The 16,941-nt window shown below is 48.2% G+C and carries 24 protein-coding genes; 1 reads left to right on the top strand and 23 read right to left on the bottom strand.

What is annotated here, in order from left to right; genetic code table 11:
* Nucleotides 1–60: 60 nt before the first annotated feature.
* The 8 genes from K0I62_RS07630 to K0I62_RS07595 all read right to left on the bottom strand — a co-directional run bounded on the left by K0I62_RS07630 (nt 61) and on the right by K0I62_RS07595 (nt 5,884).
* Nucleotides 61–816: a phage tail tube protein gene (locus K0I62_RS07630; protein ID WP_220070871.1), complete on the bottom strand. Its 756-nt coding sequence runs from the start codon at nt 814–816 to the stop codon at nt 61–63.
* A 10-nt stretch (nt 817–826) separates the two neighbouring features.
* Nucleotides 827–1,282, bottom strand: coding sequence for a phage tail terminator protein (locus K0I62_RS07625; RefSeq protein ID WP_220070870.1), 456 nt, complete (start codon nt 1,280–1,282; stop codon nt 827–829).
* Nucleotides 1,282–1,722 carry a gp436 family protein gene (locus K0I62_RS07620; RefSeq protein WP_220070869.1) on the bottom strand — a complete coding sequence of 147 codons (441 nt, stop codon included), beginning with the start codon at nt 1,720–1,722 and terminating at the stop codon, nt 1,282–1,284. The genes K0I62_RS07625 and K0I62_RS07620 overlap by 1 nt, the downstream gene beginning before the upstream one ends.
* A gap of 2 nt (nt 1,723–1,724) precedes the next feature.
* Nucleotides 1,725–2,177 (bottom strand): HI1506-related protein, encoded by a 453-nt coding sequence (locus K0I62_RS07615; protein WP_220070868.1) that lies wholly within the window; start codon nt 2,175–2,177, stop codon nt 1,725–1,727.
* Nucleotides 2,178–2,245: 68 nt separating this feature from the next.
* Nucleotides 2,246–3,172, bottom strand: coding sequence for a Mu-like prophage major head subunit gpT family protein (locus K0I62_RS07610; RefSeq protein ID WP_220070867.1), 927 nt, complete (start codon nt 3,170–3,172; stop codon nt 2,246–2,248).
* On the bottom strand, nt 3,172–4,323 hold the full coding sequence (locus K0I62_RS07605; RefSeq protein WP_220070866.1) for a phage protease: 1,152 nt from the start codon (nt 4,321–4,323) through the stop codon (nt 3,172–3,174). The genes K0I62_RS07610 and K0I62_RS07605 overlap by 1 nt, the downstream gene beginning before the upstream one ends.
* 91 nt (nt 4,324–4,414) lie before the next feature.
* Complete coding sequence (locus K0I62_RS07600) at nt 4,415–4,948, bottom strand: hypothetical protein (protein WP_220070865.1); 534 nt, start codon at nt 4,946–4,948, stop codon at nt 4,415–4,417.
* 18 nt (nt 4,949–4,966) lie between these two features.
* On the bottom strand, nt 4,967–5,884 hold the full coding sequence (locus tag K0I62_RS07595; protein WP_220070864.1) for a hypothetical protein: 918 nt from the start codon (nt 5,882–5,884) through the stop codon (nt 4,967–4,969).
* A 292-nt stretch (nt 5,885–6,176) separates the two neighbouring features.
* Here K0I62_RS07595 and K0I62_RS07590 point away from each other — a divergent pair, with 292 nt between their 5' ends.
* Nucleotides 6,177–6,980, top strand: a complete 804-nt coding sequence (locus K0I62_RS07590) for a hypothetical protein (protein ID WP_220070863.1) — start codon at nt 6,177–6,179, stop codon at nt 6,978–6,980.
* Here K0I62_RS07590 and K0I62_RS07585 read toward each other — a convergent pair.
* The 15 genes from K0I62_RS07585 to K0I62_RS07515 form a co-directional block, all read right to left on the bottom strand.
* Complete coding sequence (locus tag K0I62_RS07585; protein WP_220070862.1) at nt 6,977–7,435, bottom strand: phage virion morphogenesis protein; 459 nt, start codon at nt 7,433–7,435, stop codon at nt 6,977–6,979. The genes K0I62_RS07590 and K0I62_RS07585 overlap by 4 nt on opposite strands.
* Complete coding sequence (locus tag K0I62_RS07580; RefSeq protein WP_220070861.1) at nt 7,432–8,772, bottom strand: phage head morphogenesis protein; 1,341 nt, start codon at nt 8,770–8,772, stop codon at nt 7,432–7,434. Before K0I62_RS07580 ends, K0I62_RS07585 begins: the two co-directional genes overlap by 4 nt.
* Nucleotides 8,765–10,345, bottom strand: coding sequence for a DUF935 domain-containing protein (locus K0I62_RS07575; protein ID WP_220070860.1), 1,581 nt, complete (start codon nt 10,343–10,345; stop codon nt 8,765–8,767). Before K0I62_RS07575 ends, K0I62_RS07580 begins: the two co-directional genes overlap by 8 nt.
* Complete coding sequence (locus K0I62_RS07570) at nt 10,345–11,946, bottom strand: hypothetical protein (protein ID WP_220070859.1); 1,602 nt, start codon at nt 11,944–11,946, stop codon at nt 10,345–10,347. Before K0I62_RS07570 ends, K0I62_RS07575 begins: the two co-directional genes overlap by 1 nt.
* Nucleotides 11,946–12,530, bottom strand: a complete 585-nt coding sequence (locus tag K0I62_RS07565) for a DUF3486 family protein (RefSeq protein ID WP_350354798.1) — start codon at nt 12,528–12,530, stop codon at nt 11,946–11,948. The genes K0I62_RS07570 and K0I62_RS07565 overlap by 1 nt, the downstream gene beginning before the upstream one ends.
* Nucleotides 12,530–12,787, bottom strand: a complete 258-nt coding sequence (locus K0I62_RS07560; protein ID WP_220070858.1) for a hypothetical protein — start codon at nt 12,785–12,787, stop codon at nt 12,530–12,532. Before K0I62_RS07560 ends, K0I62_RS07565 begins: the two co-directional genes overlap by 1 nt.
* Before the next feature lie 2 nt (nt 12,788–12,789).
* Nucleotides 12,790–13,086, bottom strand: a complete 297-nt coding sequence (locus K0I62_RS07555; protein ID WP_220070857.1) for a VpaChn25_0724 family phage protein — start codon at nt 13,084–13,086, stop codon at nt 12,790–12,792.
* Between the two features lie 12 nt (nt 13,087–13,098).
* Nucleotides 13,099–13,398, bottom strand: coding sequence for a DUF2730 family protein (locus tag K0I62_RS07550; RefSeq protein WP_220070856.1), 300 nt, complete (start codon nt 13,396–13,398; stop codon nt 13,099–13,101).
* Nucleotides 13,391–13,603: a hypothetical protein gene (locus tag K0I62_RS07545; protein WP_220070855.1), complete on the bottom strand. Its 213-nt coding sequence runs from the start codon at nt 13,601–13,603 to the stop codon at nt 13,391–13,393. Before K0I62_RS07545 ends, K0I62_RS07550 begins: the two co-directional genes overlap by 8 nt.
* Nucleotides 13,604–14,191, bottom strand: coding sequence for a hypothetical protein (locus K0I62_RS07540; protein ID WP_220070854.1), 588 nt, complete (start codon nt 14,189–14,191; stop codon nt 13,604–13,606).
* A 9-nt stretch (nt 14,192–14,200) separates the two neighbouring features.
* Nucleotides 14,201–14,524 carry a hypothetical protein gene (locus K0I62_RS07535; protein WP_258405110.1) on the bottom strand — a complete coding sequence of 108 codons (324 nt, stop codon included), beginning with the start codon at nt 14,522–14,524 and terminating at the stop codon, nt 14,201–14,203.
* On the bottom strand, nt 14,521–14,949 hold the full coding sequence (locus K0I62_RS07530) for a DUF5675 family protein (protein ID WP_220070853.1): 429 nt from the start codon (nt 14,947–14,949) through the stop codon (nt 14,521–14,523). The genes K0I62_RS07535 and K0I62_RS07530 overlap by 4 nt, the downstream gene beginning before the upstream one ends.
* A gap of 98 nt (nt 14,950–15,047) precedes the next feature.
* Complete coding sequence (locus tag K0I62_RS07525; protein WP_220070852.1) at nt 15,048–15,485, bottom strand: hypothetical protein; 438 nt, start codon at nt 15,483–15,485, stop codon at nt 15,048–15,050.
* A gap of 30 nt (nt 15,486–15,515) precedes the next feature.
* Nucleotides 15,516–16,073, bottom strand: coding sequence for a hypothetical protein (locus K0I62_RS07520; RefSeq protein WP_220070851.1), 558 nt, complete (start codon nt 16,071–16,073; stop codon nt 15,516–15,518).
* A 25-nt stretch (nt 16,074–16,098) separates the two neighbouring features.
* A complete protein-coding gene (locus tag K0I62_RS07515; RefSeq protein ID WP_220070850.1) occupies nt 16,099–16,872 on the bottom strand; it encodes a DUF4145 domain-containing protein in 774 nt (257 codons plus the stop codon).
* Between the last annotated feature and the right edge of the window lie 69 nt (nt 16,873–16,941).

The following is a 16,941-nucleotide window of genomic DNA, read 5'->3' as shown; positions in this document are numbered from 1 at the left end:
TAATGCGGCGCTAAAGGGCAAGATATTAATCACTGCTCTTTAGCCACATCCGCTGCTTAACTAGGCCGCAGGGGCGTCTAGCTCGGCATATTCAAACGGATGATCTTTACCTGCGACTAATTGGGCCTTACCCGCAAGCGTGGCACTCACAAACTCACTGGCAGCAAAATCAAGCGCCGCAGTGGGTGATAAGCTGGCATCGAAGATATCGAGCTTAATCGGCTTACCTGTCTCTAAGTTGGTGCCTTCACCAAAGATGCGCGCACGCACCTGGGCGTTAATCCCACCTTTGACTAAGGTGCCGCTAATGGCATTGTGCTGGCCTGTCACCAACACCTCACCACCCGCTTCGACCGCGCCACCTTTGACCGCACGCACTAAACCAAGGGCATAGTTCACTTCATAGTCGGTGCCGAGCACTAATGTGGCGGCATCTTTTTTCACATCAAAACCCACTGCCGCAAAGTTGGACTGTGGCAGCTGTGCCCAGCGCAGCCCCGTAGGCAGGGTTAAGGCTTCATCGGTTAGGGTGCCGCTGCCTGAGTTAATCACTTGGGTGTCGCCCAGCAGCGCCATCGCGATAAGCTCAGCGGGTTGGTCATCGAACATCCATTCCACTTCAACAGGCTTAGCGATTTTTACCACGCTTAATGCCTGGCCATAGTTGGCTTTCTTTTTACTGCCACGCACTTTTTCATCGGCGTCGGTTTTCACCGCCAACTTAGTGGTGTTAATGGGACCGATGATCCCAGTCGATTGCCCTAGGGCATTTAAGCGGTCAACAAAGAAGTTGCCTGCAACGAGTAATCCACTCATAGATAGTTCCTCAATAAGCTTTTAGGTTGGGGTTAAAACGACACTGCACAGTAAAGGCCAACGGGTAATAACCATGGCTCTTACTGAAACGAGGTTTAATTGGGCTGTTAGTACGCAAGAACGGGCCAAGTTTCTGGCCATCCATCACTACGGTTTTGCCCGCGATGGCACTTAATGTGCGAGTGAGTAACTCACCCGCACTGCGCTCATGTATCGATAAGCGGCAAGCCAGCACGACTAGCCAGGTCTGCTTTATCTGAGTTGTCGCGCCGCCTTGGGCGGTATCGGGTAATACATCCCCCATATAAAGCAGGTGGGCGGCAGGTGTGACCTGGCTGCGCTCATCCACTTCGCTTAGCTCGTTTGCCTGGTAGACCTTTTTTAAGGTCTTATTGGCTAACAATGGGGCCAGTAATTCGGTCAACGCATCGCCCGCCACTAAGTAGTCATCTTTAATGTCAAACATCAGATAAACCCCTTAGATGATTGGCGGCTAAACACACTGCCAGCGCTTTCAACCACGACAGTTAGCTCGCTTTGGTCTGCGCTTTCGCCCGTATCAGCCAGCCCCAAACTAATGTCGCCTTTACTGACCGAGGTTAAATACTTCACCACGGCTTGGTAGCGCTTCTCTACTTGTTCGGGCGCACGATCACCGTACAAAAAGTAACGGGCGATATCACAGCAGTTACGCTCAAGCACCGTTGGTACTGTTACCAAAGGCAAGGTGTAGCGGCCCACAATGTAGCCATCAATCTCGGCGCTGGCATCGATAAGCGCTTGGGTTAACACCTCAAGATTAATTTCACCTGGCGTGCTGTCCTCGCGTTCGGTCAGCAAGATAAGATCTTGCTCGCCAAAGCGGCTGAGCATGTTAGCTGTGGTGGCGTACATCACTTGGGCCATGGTTATTCACCACTCTCATTTGAGGGCACGATTGCTTCATTAGGGACAGTAACTTGAACCGCTGAAATTGCCGCCACAAGTTCGGCTTTCTTCATCGGTTTAAAATCGGCAATCTCCATCTGCTCGGCCATCTCTTTGAGTTCCTTTACAGTTAACTCATCAAGGGCTTTGGGCGTGCCGTCAAGCTCCTTCACGCCAGCAATGTGACCCGTAAGATCTATGCCTAATGTCTTATCACCGTCTGAAAGCTCCACACTCCCCTGCGCTGGTGCCACATCAACCACCGATACCCGCAAACGTTTGTCAGCCTTAAACGCAGCAATTTGTTGATCCGACAAATCGGCCAGCGGTAGGTGGTTGTCGCCTTTAGTAAGCGCCACGCCCGCACGGCGGTAGCCAGTTTGCGCCATACAGACCACAAGAAGGACTTGAATTGTTGATACAGTTTTAGCCATTTCATTGTTACTCCTAGTTCAGTTAGAGGTTGGGGGCGTCCTTGCTCCCAGTGCCGTTTAACCAGTGCTTACAGCTGAGGGACAACCAACAGCTCGACTTTGCCTTTCAGCTCGTTCTCGACGGTGGTGCCGTCTTCGTTAACGAGTTCACGCGTCAGCAACTTAGTCGCGGTTTTCTCTAGGCTTGCTGGAACAACTAGCAGGCTTGGACGTATCTTGAGTTTCTTGCCGCCATCACGGGTGAAGGCTTTCATCTTCTCGATGGCATCCCACAGGTTGTCGGCATTTAAGTCGCGCTTGTTGGCAAACGCCATCTGCCAAAAACCAAAGCCCGCTTCACAGCGCATATCAGCACCAAACTGAAACTCGTTTGCCGTCCACACCGCTGGATCGGTTGGGTTAAACAAGGTGTTTAAATCCAACTTACGGCGCTCCTGGAAGATAAGCGGCTTCAATGGGCGCGTGGTATCGAGCAGGAACCACGGCTCACCTGTGTACCCCGTGCCCGTTTCATCGACCATGTTGGCCACAGAAACATCAACACCTGTGCCGTCATGCTTAGGGTTAACAGGGTGGTCGGTATCAAAGAAGTTTTGGCCGTCATAGCAAGCAGTGGTAAAGCCTGCTGCGAGCATTTCAAACACCAAGTCGTCGGGGAACTCTTGCCCCTCTTGCGCCAACATCTGCACCATAGGCTTGTAGGTACCCACGGTGTCATCTTCAACATCATCACGGCTAATACCGATGGTGTTTTCGAAGGTGCGGTTAGTGATTGAGTAACCATGCTCTTTAATCGAGTTGATAACGCGATCACCAATCCACTCACGAAACGACGGCATAGAACCCAGCCAGCCATAGGTGTTGCTCTTGGTGTTACTGGGCACCACGCTGGCGACCTTTAGATACAAGGGGTCAACATTCGCGAGTGCATTTTGAAACTCGCTGCGCACCATAGTGCGTAGCCCTTGCAGCACGGCGGAATTAATTGCAGCCATTAGCTTTGCTCCTTATCTGCGGCCTTTGCTTTGGCATAGTCGTCATGTGACATACCCCAGGCATCGGCAAGTTGCTTTTCATCTGCCGACAAGGCGGCAAGGTTGTCTTTCTTTTCAGGCTTAGCCACCGTGGTGGTTTGGGTGGTGGTCAGCGCATTAATCGGCTTACGCCCATCAAGATGCGCGGTTAACGCTGCCATGCCTTGCTGCTTACCCAGTGCCAGCAAATAGTCTTGCTCGCAGGCCAATACTCGGCCCTCATCGACAGCATCTTTCACCGCTTGGTCGATGGTGAGCAGACCGTTTTGGGCACTGAGCTGCGCCAGCTGGTCGCGCAATGCGTTCACCGTGGCAACAGGTACGTACTCGCTAAGGTTTACTTCATCATTTGCGTTAGTCGACAACGCAACAATGCGCTGATTTAAAACATCAACGCTGGCCGCTGCAGTGCTGAGTTCATCAAGTGCACTTAAGGCGGCAGTTTCTTGCTCAGCGGTTAATGCTTCTGCATCAGATGCCAGCTCGATACCTAGCCCTTCCAATAACTTTTTTAATAGTGGGTTCACATTGCGTTCCTCCGGTTGATTTTTGCTTTGATTAGCATGAGTGCTGTTAGGTTGGGGCCAATTGGCGCTCAGCTGTGCTAACGGCAACATGCCGTCTACGCCAGGACGATTCGTTAGCGCGGCTGAGTGGATATATTGAGGGCGACCTGTAATGGTGTCGTAGCCAAACACCAAGCTGAAATACTTGTATTCTTTGGCATTAAGGTAGGCGATGGCGTTATCGGTAAAGCGCGGCTTTATGAATAAACCTTCGCCCTGTCGATATTGCACATCATCGATACCGAACCAACCTGCAGCGGGGGCGGGTTGGCCGTTTTTTTCTTTGTTGAGGGTTTGGTGTTCGTAGTCGATAACCAGATCACCGGATTTATGCGGGGTATTTGCCTGCAGCGCAGCAAAGGCGGTGGCATCCATTAGCCACTTGCCACTTTTTACATCGGCTGGTCGACCATCTACCGACGCAAACAGGCCATCAGGCAGCGCCTGAATATAACCATCTTCGGCCACCACAAAGGCAGTTTCAGTGTTAGCGTTTAGCTGGCTGCTTAGGGCGGCGAAACCAAAAGCGGTCGATGTTGCTGGCATAAAAAAGGCACTCTCAATAACATTGGAGTGCCCATTTTTGCTTAGGTGGCTTACCTAGCGGATTGGAAAGGTTTCGGGATTAGTTAAATTCTTAATCACCTTCATTACAAAAAAGAGCTGAAATCCTTTTAATAATCATCATGAAGTTCAATATTAAGTTAAATCCAAAAAATATAATCAATGGATCAATAACATTACCATTAAGGTAAACTCCTTTAATGCTAATTCCGTCAGCAAAGTTATGTAACACCGTCAGAATTAACATAATAAACCCAGTCAAAGTTGAAAAGGCTACATTGAAAAACACCTCATTAACTACCTGATGCTTGAGTTGAAGCTCTTTCCATCCTTCTACCTCTACATTAACTTTAGGTGTACGTTCTTTCAATGAGTAGACCAATACTAATAAATTAAGCAGCAAGCCAGACAACAAAGCTTCAATATTAATTAGATTGCTAATAACAGCTTGCGTAAACTCGTAACTATAAAAACAAGCAGTTAACGATAGTATTCCTGGGATACCAAAGAACAAAAATAAATCTACAGGCTTGTAATGCATCTCCTTATCTTTAAAGGTATCGAAATGCCTACGGATAACTTGATTTATATTGACTTTACTTGTCATCACGCCTCCCTAACCTTATTAAAATGAGCTTGATAAGTCTTTCGCAAGAGATTTTGCAAACGTATCAATCGATGAAAAACGAGGAAAATTATCTGTCATCTTTACATCAGCACTTGTGATATCAATTTTAGACTCTGTACCTTGGTTGGAAAGTGTAGTCATCCTTCTTTTCCCTGATACATCAATCTCTGTTTTCACTTCAGCACACATATCTTCAAGCAACTCAACGGTTTCTGAATAATCGGCACTGTTCCAATCGAAAAGTGAGCCAAGAAAATCACCTCTTGGGGCAGTTATAGTCATACTCATGTGAGCATCCTTTGATAACTTATTGGCTACATCAGAAAATTGATCTTTATCCTTGAACTTTTCAAGAACAATTTTTTTAACTTGTGCTTTCCTCATCCAATTTCTTACATCAGTTTCACGTGTTAAGGGCTTAATCCTAAGTTTTAGCCCTTTAGACCAATTTGGAAACTCATTATCTTCATTAAACAAGTCCTCAATAACGCTTTTGGCCCCAACAGTACCTATCTTGTGAAACAAGGCAACACCATAATGGCTGCCTTTCGGTATATAGAAGCAGTAATATAAGTGACTTATATCACTATCACTCTTCGATTTTTTAAAAACATTATTTGAATTATCTACGTTGATGAGCTTACCCGGAACACCATAATGCCCATACTCAACCCACCCCGAAATAAATCTATCATCAACAGTTGTTTGGGTGGTTTTGAATACAGAGTTAATCTCATTGCCAGCAGAGTCCACTAGTTTGAAGTAATCTTTCTCTCTATCTTTCAGAAAGGTCTTTAAATAGACTAATAAGTCTTTTCCTCTTAAGTTACTTAACTCTAAATTACCATTTTTGTTATCTGCGTTTCTTACTGCTCGATCCCTGACAGAAACTGAATACATGCTGATTGAATGCATAACTATCCTTAATTTTGCTCTACGTCGCTTTATTATTAGTGGTTTATGGCGTACCCGCATTTTACCAGTAACCAATCAAAAGTAACACTAAAAGCATTAGCAAGCATTCAATAACCTACTTTAAAACCCGTTTAAATCTCCCTTAAATCGGTTAATCCCTCTCACTGTGAGCCATGATAGTCAGTAGTACAAAGCAAGGCTTAAATCGCTGCTGAGACGTTTTAGGTTTTGATATGCTATGACTGACGACGTAGAATCATGGACATCTATTTTGTCCCCCCAAGGAAGGCACATGACAACCAATCACTCAAAGCAAGAGCAAGACGCTATCCAACAGCAAATCAGACCCGATGTGAACAACGACTTCTCATTTAAGTGGTTAATCATTCTGCTTGCCCTACTAGGTGCATGTATTCTTGCGCTCTATTTTATGAACTTCAGCGGTAGCTGGGGTAATCAAGCTGACTTTGGCGCTTTCGGTGACTATGTTGGGGGAGTGCTTAATCCAGTTCTAGGATTTGCTACCGTCGGCCTACTTGTTTGGTCCCTCAAAATGCAACGAGATGAGCTATCCCTGTCACGACAAGAGCTAGCTCTAACACGTCAAGAACTGGCTGAGACTAAAGAGGAAACATCACTAAGTAGACTAGCAATGGAAGCTCAAGTGGCCCATTTAAAGCAAGAAGCAAAATTGAATGAATTACGGGGAGTATTAAGCGTACAGCTTGGTATCATCAATGACCATCTTGCTGCTCCCGTTTTTAGCAGAGGTGAGAAGGTTATTACCTATAGAGCTATATTAAACAATGAGGATTACGCTAAAAGCCATTTAACTCAACTAGGTACTCTTTTTCATCGTCAGGCCTCTAATCCAGTTCAGAACGTAGGCAGGGCATTGGAAATTCAACTTATCCAGCTTGCCTACTTATGTCTTGAATACTCAAAAGAATCCAACTCACAGCTTTATGCATTACCCTATTTAGTGAATGCGGTATCACTGCTTGGCAGATACCATCATTTTCAACCAAATGAAAATATCAAAGGCCTATTAGAGAGCCTCCACGCCAGAATAGCTGAAGGGAAAACAGCACTCTAAACCTTACTCCAAAAGTCGGTCATGATAACCAATATGCTCTGCTGCTCCTCTGCAGATAACCCCATGTATGGGCGAGCAGGCACAGCGGCTGGCGCGGCGGGCATATCGTCGGTACCACCAAAATGATGGATGGCGGCATAGATCTTGTTGCTGCCAATCGACGCCCAAAAGTCACCACTGTCGGCGCTAATACTGGCAGCTAATCCACCCGCACTGGCTTGCAGCATCTTGCCGCCAATGCGTTTGGGATTGGCTTTAAGGTAGTTATCACTCAATGATGGCCAAGGCGCGCCGCTTACGGGATCGGCCTCAGCCTCAAATGCGCCTTCGGTGGCTGACTCAAGTATTGCTGCGATATCATTCATCGGCTCACTTAAGTCGTCAAACTTATCCAGCAGATCGCCAAGTACCTGAGTCATTAAGCTTGATTCAAAAGCGATATCTATCTTAGTCATGAGTTGTTACTCGCAGCTAGGCTACCCTCAAGCAGCTCGTAGTCACCACTTTGTAACTGGCTTAATGGCAGTTTAAACGCATCAACCTGATGCTCCACCGATGGAGATGCATTGCTATCCCACCCCGTATTGATCACCACCTTAAACTGATCACTGCTATCTGGGTACACATACAGTACAGCGCGGTGTTTGCTGTCCCACAGCACCGCCTCGGGCTTAGCCAGCATCACGGGCAACATACGATACTGCGCCTGCGTTAAGGTGCGCTTAGCTTGGCTAACAAGTGACTTTTCAGTGATAGCCAGCAATGCAGCAGGCTCTTTGCCTAATCGGCTAGTGACCGCCGCTTGTATCGAGGGGGTCATAAACCCCAGCGCTTGTACGTTGAGTCCTGGGCGCTTTAGCTCTTTGTTTACGGCTAGCACTTCATCAGCCCATTGGGCAAACTGTGCCTGACGTAAAGGGCTGTTATTGAGGCTTTGAATAAACTGCGCGCGGGTATCGAGGGATTGAATAGTGCCAAGCTTTTTAGCAACCGCCACATCGGTACCAAACGCGGCCTCCCCTGGACTATAGGCCCAGCCGATATCTGGACTCATGCTACTGCCATCGGGCAGGTCGATACGCGCGTGAGCCACACTGATTAATTCGCCCGTACTGGCTGCCATTGTCTCGGTATCAAAGCGGTTGATGTAGCCCTCGCCATTTTCGACAGTTAGCCCCATGGCCTTAACCTGTGCCTCAGTTAATGCCCGAACGCGGCAACGACAGCCCCAGCCGTTAGGGGGATAGATGATGTCCCATATAGGATCGTCAAAACGAAATACCTTACCATGAAGCCGTGCATGGGCTGGCCGTGTTTGGCCGTCATCAATAGCGACATACTGCCAATAAGGGTGGATCTTAGTGCGTGACAGCATGCGCCGATAGCGCCCAGCCATATAAGCGGTTTGCAGGTTTTGACGATAGATGGTGTTTAGTCGGTACGGGCTACCCAGTTGCACCTCACGGCCATTAACCTCTTGTTTGCCCCACCAGCCCAGTTTTTCAAGCTGGGGTTTAAGGTTTGTCTGAAACTGCTTAGCAGTTAAGCCCTGACTTAGGGCGGCATCCACCTCATTACGGATCGCAGTGAGCACATCCATCTCTGCTGCCTTGGCTACCGTAAACGCCCGGGCATGGGCGCGAGTCCATACATCTTGCCAATCGTCGCTGATGGCATAACCCTTGGCGCGAAAATACGCCACTGCATCACTCGGTGGCATATTAATGGCGATGCTTAAATCAATTTTACCTTTGCCTTTAGCGGCTTGTTTAGGCACTTTTTTTTTAGGCATTAGCCATGCCCCATAACTCGGCGACAAACATCAAGCGCGCCAGCATATCGCTAAGCTGCTCACTGTCCATGCCAGGATAGTCTTGTTTAAGTCGCGCGCGCAGCTGCTCCGGTTCGCTATTAAGTTGACCAATTAATGGCTCAACCATCGCCATGTAGGCTTCGCTCATCTGCCCTTGGGTGAGTGCATCGAGAGCGGTATCGAGCGCGGTTTGGCTTGGGTCGCGGGGCAATGCCTTATCCGATTGAGCCGCCAAAGCCGCTAACGCTGTTTGGCCAGCAGCGGTAGCATTAGGATCTTCTTGCTGAATTTGCAGCACAGCCTCACCATTGGCAGGCTTAGGAATACGGGTCTTTTCGTGTAGCCAATCTTGGGGGATCTGCATGCCCATGCTGACGAACGCCCGCAGCGGATAGGCCAGTGCCCGCAAATCTTCTGCCTCTGTGGTATCAAACACTAAACGCGGGTGACGTCGATGGCTCTGATAGCTCTTGCAATTCAGGGCATACAGCGGCGCAACTAAATCACGGGTTAAGGTTTCGGCCAGCTGGGCTAAGTCTGAGTCGCGCAGCTCTTGGCGCACCTCGTTGTGTACATTACCCAAGGCATTGGTTGAGCTTTTGCCATCGGCCTGTGAGGTTAAGGTGCCACCTAAAATCACCTTACTCATGGTCTTCTCAGCCCAGCTTATCATTAAGTCAAATGGATCGGCTTGTCCTTGGGCTGCACTCTCGAAATCCATCACCATGCCTTTGGGCATAATGCCACCCGCGTTATGGCCAATGCTCATTACCGCCTGCAGCAAGGCGCGCTTTTCATCGTCGTTGGCACCACTAGGATACTGACCAATGCGCAGCGGTAAGCCGTAGATCTCAAGGAACTCTGCCAAGTCGCGCACGCTGTAGTTTTTAAAAATAAAGGGCCACACCAATTGCCGCACTAAGCCACCACGGCTGATGTAACCTGATTTAGCCTGATGAGTGTGTTTAATCCAACCAAAGGGCCATAGCTCAGCGCCTTGATGGCTGGCATCACGCAGACGCAGCTCATTACGGTTTTCAGGATGAGTCATAAACCAGGAAGGATCGCGATACTCTGGCACCTCGATAAACCATTCACCCAGCTCTCGCGTCCAGGCGAGTTCGTGCATGCTAAAACCTTTTAAAATGGCGTCAGCCATCGACTTAAGCAGGCTCTTTATCCAGTTGCCCTCTTCGAGCATCTCTTGCAGGTACTCGGTATCGGCTTTCTCTTGTGCGCTGGGGTTACGTGGTGGGGTTAAGTAATAATCCACGCCGATTAAGGCGCGTTTACGCTTGTCGAGTTCGGCGTAAAGGTGGCCGTCTTTCTCTTCGATATCTTCGGCTAACTCGCACTGGGCAATAAGATCACCCTGCTCTGCTGCTTGCAGTATTTCGGCCGCATAGGCGGGTGTTAAACCGCTCGACGGGTGGCTACTAAAGGTACGGTGCAGCCCCGTAATACGCACATCATCAGTTTGTAGCGCCTTGGCGTCGCGGTGTTTAAACGGGCGACCTGTGGCATCTAATATCTGGCTTGTTCTCTCTTGCATTACCAGCAACCTCGCTGTGATTGAGTGTCATCTTCATTGGCACGCGCATTGGGATTGCGATGATCATTTTTGGGAATTGGAGTAAATTCGATAGGGGCACCGTCGAGGGTGGCAGCGTAAACCATCAAAAATAGACTAATGGCCGCATCACCATGGCGCTCTTTTTCCTGCCCTGTGCGCACATCGCCTAGGCATGGAGTACCTCGGCGGTTAATGGCAAGCGCTCGCAGGTCGGTGCTGGTGTCATCATCCCTAGGGATGGTGATTAACCCGTCTTCAAAATGACTTTTAAAGCGTGGCATCTGCTCACGATAAAAGGCTTCAGACAACATGACGCACTCGATCACCTCGGTGCCATAACGGTCTTGTGCATACTCTGCCAAGGCTTGGCCGTTACCGCGCGCATCCATGCCGCCACCACGCAGCCGAGGCAAGCGGTCGATGATATAAAACAGGATCTGCTCTTGCTGCCGAAACGGAATGTTTTTTAACTCCACTTGCAGCTTTACTTTGATGTGCAAGTCTTGGGCTATCTCACCCACGTCGATCACCGTTAAGTCTCCGCTGCGGGCAAAATCCTCGCCAAAGACATGGGGGCGAGTGGGATCTAGGCTATCGAGTATTGGCTTTAGCTCATCTTCGCACCACTGCAAAATCTCAGCGGCGCGCAGGTTCTCTGGCCACTGACCAAAGTCATCTTTTTTCGCTAGGCGAATAACAGGGCCGCTGTCACCAATACTGGCCATACGCGCTTCAATCAAGGCGCGGTTAAGGTAAGCGCCGCCACCCGATTTAGGCACGCAGCCATATTCTTCTAAGGCATCCTCTTCTGTCGCCGTGGCTTTTAGCAAGGCGGCTTTCCAGCCATCTTCTTCTGCTTGGCTCCACTCGATCCCTCGCACCTGGCAAATGCGTTTATATAAGCCCTCAGCACAGGCATCATCAAGGGTTATTCGGTGAATGCTGTAATCTTTTTTACCCGCACGGGAATCATTAATCAGCTCGTTAAACAGGTTGTCGATGCCATTATGGGTTGAGATTAAACGCACCTTTGCGCCCCACATGGTCAGCGCCAGCGCCGCCTTAAGTACCTCGGCTAAACGGTCATGAAACGCCGCTTCATCTATGGTGACATTACCCTGCATACCACGCAGGTTAGAGGGATTACTTGATAACGCTTGGATCTTAAAACCCGAGGCAAAGTAAATGGCAAAGGTTAAGATCTCTTTGCCGTCTTGGCCCTCATCGATAAAGATCTCTTCTTGGATATCGCCTGCGGCTTTGTCAAACACCTTGGCCCACATGGCGGCAGCGTCGATAAATTCACGCGCCATCTCTTTATTAGAACCGACATAAAAGTGATTGGTACCACCTTGGCCGCGAGCCGCGCCAGCGGTTAAGGATGCATCAGCCGCCTCGGCCCAGGTTAAGCCTGTACGGCGCGATTTTTCGGCCAGCTTGAGTTGTGACTCATCCGCTATCCAGCGCTTTTGGTATCCGAGTAATACCTCCTTGGGATCAAACACTCGCAGACAGCAGGCCTGATATTCAGGATCAAGCGCTGGGTCAAATGCGGGCTTAGTGGTATTAACACTGACCATTAGGCGATCCCCAAGATTTCTTTCTTAAGCAGGCTCACCGCATCGGCGGTTAAACCAGCGGATTTAGCCACCTTCTCGGCGGTATTGGCCGCTTCTTCGGCAAACAGTTTACGGATCTCTTTCTCGCGCTTATGGCTAGCCATGGCCGCGCTTTCAAGCCGCTGCACCGCGAGCATGGCATCTTTAATCATGCCCACATCGGCGGCTTCACCGTCTTCGTTTAATAGGGCTTTAAACAGTTGCGAACGGGCCATCTCTAATATCAGTTTGGTCACTTCGCCTGTGGGCTTATCGCCTAGCTCTGCCGTCCATACTTGGGTGATCTCTCGCATCTCGCGCAGGCTTTTACCCACGGCCTCCATCTTGGTGGCATAACGATTGATCCCCGCGCGCGACAGCTGCTGGTCTTCGGGTAAGCCTGCCGCCTTAATGAGGGCATTAATCTCATCGAGCAGCTCAATTTGGGTAATGGATCCATCGCGCAAGCCAGAGTCTAAGATTTTGCGAATGTCATCTGGCAGTAGATCAACCTTAGAGCGGCGACCTCGGGTGGGGCTGTCTGTTTTGTTAGCAGCAGTCATCATCAGCTCCCTTTGTGTTTAAACGATATAGCAATATCACGCTGTGCTGCGGCCACTGCTTTTCTCAGTGCGCGCTCGGCTTGACCAACTTGAGGTACTTTTCTGAAATAAACTTTACTGAAATCGCCTTTTTTAAACGGTTTACCTTCCTTAAGCGTCATAGGCTTAATGACTTGTTCTTCCATATCGGCCACAACCAGCGCCAATGCCACATGGTATATGGCTTTCTTCTGCGCTGAGGTTAACGGTTTCATAGCCATGATCACTCCCCAGCGCTTGGACGCTTGATGCCTGGCACAAACGTTAGGCCATCGACCACATCTTGGCCGCGTGCTTTAAGCTCGGCGATCAGGTAATTGCCTTGGGTTTTGACACTGACTAAGCCTTGCTCTTCCAGCCAGTACAGCTGGTTTTTTATGGTATCGTTGCTCATCTCTACGCCAAAACTGGCGCAGGTGTCGCGTACCATCGAATGGTTAGCCCCAAAGCCCACCATGGCACTCAGCGCCGTCAATATGCTGCGGCGCTGGTGTTCGTTTTTAATCTCTATGAGTGACATGTTTTCTCCTGGCTACTTTTCCCTGAGTTCGTTTTCGGTCAACATCTCTGTCATTCGCTGCAGACTTTTTAGCTGTGGCGCAATGGCAGTCAGTTGGGCATGGACTTCCACCATCCGGTTTTCGAGTTGGTGAAAATCTTCTTTACTGGGTGAGTGTTCGGCACCGAACTCAAGTTTGGTGACCCGCTTTTCGAGTAATTCTATCGAGTCGGTTTTGGCGTATGTTTTGGCGAGAAACCAATTGGCGATCAGCAGTGCAAGCGAGATAAAGGCATAGATTTGCACCCAATACTTCACAAAAAAATCAAGCACGGCGACCTCCATTTCGTTGGCGCATTCGTAAATCTTCATCTTGCTGGCAACTGATACAACGCAATGCTGTAACGCGCTCAGGTTCAACCGCCTCTAAGCAATCCACACAAATGCCATTGCCTGTTGCTAATGGCTGGCGAGCACGCTTAATACAGCTTTCACGCTCACGCATTTCAAGGTCACTAGCCCAATCATCAGCTTTCATCTAGGCTCCTGCTTTACCGCGTTTAAATAACTGCCCTAGACTGCTGGCAATGCCGCTAACGGTACTGGCCCCTTGACGCCATTTGCCGATTTCACGCAGCCCCATGTAAGCCAGTAGCGGTGCAACCAACAACATGGCCATATCTAAAGAGGCACCAGAGCCTTTATCAAATGCAGCAGCACCATCGAGACCAAGTACATAAATCCCGGTGATATAACCTGAGAGCCGCGCCATATAAGGGCGAGTCTTATTAACGTAAGGATTAGTGCTGTTGTCACCGTTTTGAATTGTCTGCTGGGTTTGCTGATGCAAGGTGGTATCGCGAGTCGCGGCAATGCGCGCAAGCTCAACCTCACATTGGACGGCTACCGATTTAAGCTCTAATAGCTCTACTGGTGACAGAGAAGTTAATGCCTGATTAAGCGCTTGCTCTGGATTAGGCTTACCAGCAGCGATATCGACTAAGTTAGCCACCTTGTTGGCGGTCTCTTGTTTGTCATCATCGAAAAAGCGACCAATACCACGGATAAGATCTGGCCCCGTTTTTATCAGGGTCGAGGCAATGGCGGTTAAAGTGAGGGGGTCCATGATATGTCCTTAATGTGGGCAAGTGGTCGACTGTTCAGCGGTGGGTGTGACCTGCGCTTTACGCTTAGCCTGCAAAATGTGCATGGCGGTTACCGCATGCCAGCCCTTGTTAAAATAACTTTGGCGGGTTTTATGGTGGCTATATAACCGTGGAACGGTGGGCATTTCACCCGCTAATTCTGCTTGTAAACGTGCGTTAAAGCCGTCTTTGGCACACTGGCGATACACCCGATTTTTAATACGTTTTGGCTGGCTTTGATTAGACAGAGTCGGCGCTATGGGTGAGCTATTTACCGCGCTTTTAATTTGGCAATGGTTGGTGTATCGCATCATTGCCCCCTAACCACTAAGGTGTAGGTTTGCTCACCGACCAAAGCTAATAGCTTTTCAAGTGAGTCACGGCTTTGCAAAACGCCCCACTCTTTGCCAACAACACCAAAGGATTCACCAGAAGCGATACAACCTTGCAGCTCGCTGGCGCAATTGGCCACATGGATTAAGCAGTGGGTGCGTTGGCTAGGGCCATATAGGGTAACGCCAAGCGTTGGGGCCTCAATGGCTAGGCAAATCCCCTTACTCGGGCTTTGATGGCGGCGTATTTGATACGTACCCTCAGGGATACAACTCTTACCTTTTTGGTTATTTAACCAGGGGCATTCGACCGTAACGGCAATAGTATTGCCACCAGCGTCTTTGAGTTCGCCAAAGGTGCCGTGCGGAAAGTAGCAGCGGTACAGGGTAAGGTGTTGTGAGTCCATAAAAAAACCGAGACAAGGAACATAGGTTCATTGTCTCGGCTCATTGACTCGGATCGGATTGGAAAGGTTTCGGGATTAGTGAATGTTGCTAATGATACTTATTTAGAAAACGATTCAAAAAACTGACTAGCAAGGGGTTCTAATATCTCGTCATGGAAACGATAAGCTTCATCTTCGAAACCATCATCACTTGCTAAGCTCGTTCTTACTGGATAACCGTCTTTAAATGAAAAGGTTACCACTCCCGCTTTATCAATATAAAGGCACACACAGACTTTTTCCGAAAGTACATTATCATCATCCAACAAATGAAAGCCTACTTTCATGTATACTTTCTCATTGACTATATACGGCTTAACAGAACTCTTAAACTCATAACCAGCAATACTAAATAACTCAGGGGTTTCGGCAAAAAGCAGGTCTAAACCCTCTTCTTTAATATATCTTTTTACAGCATCTAATAAAGGCTCATACCATTTTAGTGTTTTTAGATAATCACGACAAAATATTTGACTAAGGCGTAAATCATATTTCATACAACTTCCTTTTCTATCGTTTGAACATAATTATAGCTGGATGTTTCTAACGTCGAGATTCCCGACCAAATCTGTGTTATTCAGCTCGATATCGGCTGACATACCGTGTCCTGCGTTGACCACCTTTATCCACTGATAGCTTTCATCGGTAAAGGCCAGCTGCCTCTTGGCGCTGCCCATAATAACAACACTATCAAAGCGCGGCATCTGAAAGGTGAACTCCCCCTCCTTGCTGGTTATTAGCGTCTCGATAGCCGGTATGTCGATGCCGTTTAACAGGGTCTGGGTTTCGCAAGCAACAATGCGCTCAAAGGACTCCTTGGCATTGTCTTTGTCTGGGCCGTTTAGGAGATAGGCCCGCTCAACTTCGACTTTATTTGGCAGCGCTACACAATGCTCGTTAACGTAGTTTTGCTTCTCATACAGCGCTGTACGGAAGGCTTTCAATGGATAGACTTTCAGCTCAGTCATCGGCATAGGAACAACCGCCGATGAGTTGGTGACAACGTAGAGTGAGCCGTTAACACTGACAGGAATAAGGACATAGGCCACCGATAAGGAGATAAGTAGCACAAACAGTTTTTTCATTTAAAATCCTTTTTATCAATAAGGTTTACATCGGACTTCCTTCCTTACCGACAATCATACTGACCCATGCTCCAACGGGCTTACTTTCTTTAATATAAAGCTTAGTTAAAACTTGTTCCATGATATCAAAAGCAACCGCGAGATCTTGTTCTTCCAACTCTCCATCATGGCTGCCACTATTACCCAACCATTTAATCGCCTCTAAAAAGTTCAGCACCTCGAGCAACGGGGGATTACCTGCTTCTTTTTCTTTCAATGCTTTTATTTTCTTGCCTAGATTTCTGCCCTCAATAACCTGCTGCACATGTGGCCATAGATCTTTAAGCAATACCTCAACAGTCACGCGTAACACATTACAACTGGCTGGAATATCGCTCCAACAAATGGAGAATGCCCTGTTTAATGACTCTTTCACCGATTCAGGAGTGGCAGGGGGAGGATTAAATAACTTCACTGCAGGCGCAAAAAATTGAGGGGTATATTCAGTGATCTCCAGATCTGTATACTCATTTGTACCGTGATCATAACCGCTATAATAATTAACGGTGCCGACACCGGTGCTAAAGGTTTTATGAGCGCAATAGTTGCATAAAAAAAAGCCACTATACTGCAGCGTGACTTCTTTAAGATGATATGAAGTAACGTCTTCGCAAAGAAAATTTTCTTTCTTTACGACCAATTTACCAGTACTACAATGTGGGCAACTCCATGGTGCAAACCGATTATTTAAAGTAAATGTATTCTTAAAACGATGAAAGCGATATTGAAGCGCATCGACATTTAGTTCTTTAGACTCCATCTAAGCCACCACTGGTATGAGTAAACTAAAAACACTTTACCGCTTTACTCAATTGTTGCAACTACTTAC

Origin of the sequence: Shewanella psychrotolerans, assembly GCF_019457595.1 — a bacterium.
Lineage (GTDB): Bacteria > Pseudomonadota > Gammaproteobacteria > Enterobacterales > Shewanellaceae > Shewanella > Shewanella psychrotolerans.
Note: the sequence above shows the minus strand (reverse complement) of the source record. Positions and strands in the feature narration are given on the sequence as shown.